This is a genomic window from Bradyrhizobium sp. CFUWI (genome assembly GCF_056429085.1).
The window spans coordinates 1-453 of record NZ_JBWJZE010000191.1; the positions used below are offsets into that span (position 1 = coordinate 1).

Sequence of the window (453 nt, forward strand, 5' to 3'; positions counted from 1 at the left end):
CTACACGCCTGAGCTGCTCCACGACGAACTGCTGTATTCATGGCTGTGCAGGTTAGCAATCTTGAATGCGTGGGGAACGGGCCGAGACGCAGTGAGGAAAATTTTTGGCGGCAGGACGGTTACACCCAGCCTTACCCTTCCCAGTCACTTCGATGCCATGAACGAGCGATGCGCGAGGGCGCTGCCACACGACTCTTTCGCCGATCTTATGGAAGTTAGTACGCTGCTACCGTATCACAGGCCGTTCTTGGATCACGAGCGCTATGCACAACTAATGGAGGACTCGCGCTCAGGTAACTCCCTTGACTTGAAACTGCGGCTTGGTCTCGTTGCAAACCGGTTCGGAATCAACACGCCACACCGCTTTTGCCCCGCATGTGTAGCCGAAGATATTGAGATGAACGGCTGCCACTACTGGCATCGGCAGCACCATCTACCCGGAGTGATCTGCTG

At 55.6% G+C, this 453-nt stretch carries 1 protein-coding gene; it reads left to right on the top strand.

Going from position 1 to position 453, the window contains the following annotated elements:
• Nucleotides 1-13 precede the first annotated feature (13 nt).
• Nucleotides 14-453: TniQ family protein (locus AC066S_RS39365; protein ID WP_478271991.1), on the top strand; the 440-nt coding region annotated here is incomplete at its 3' end.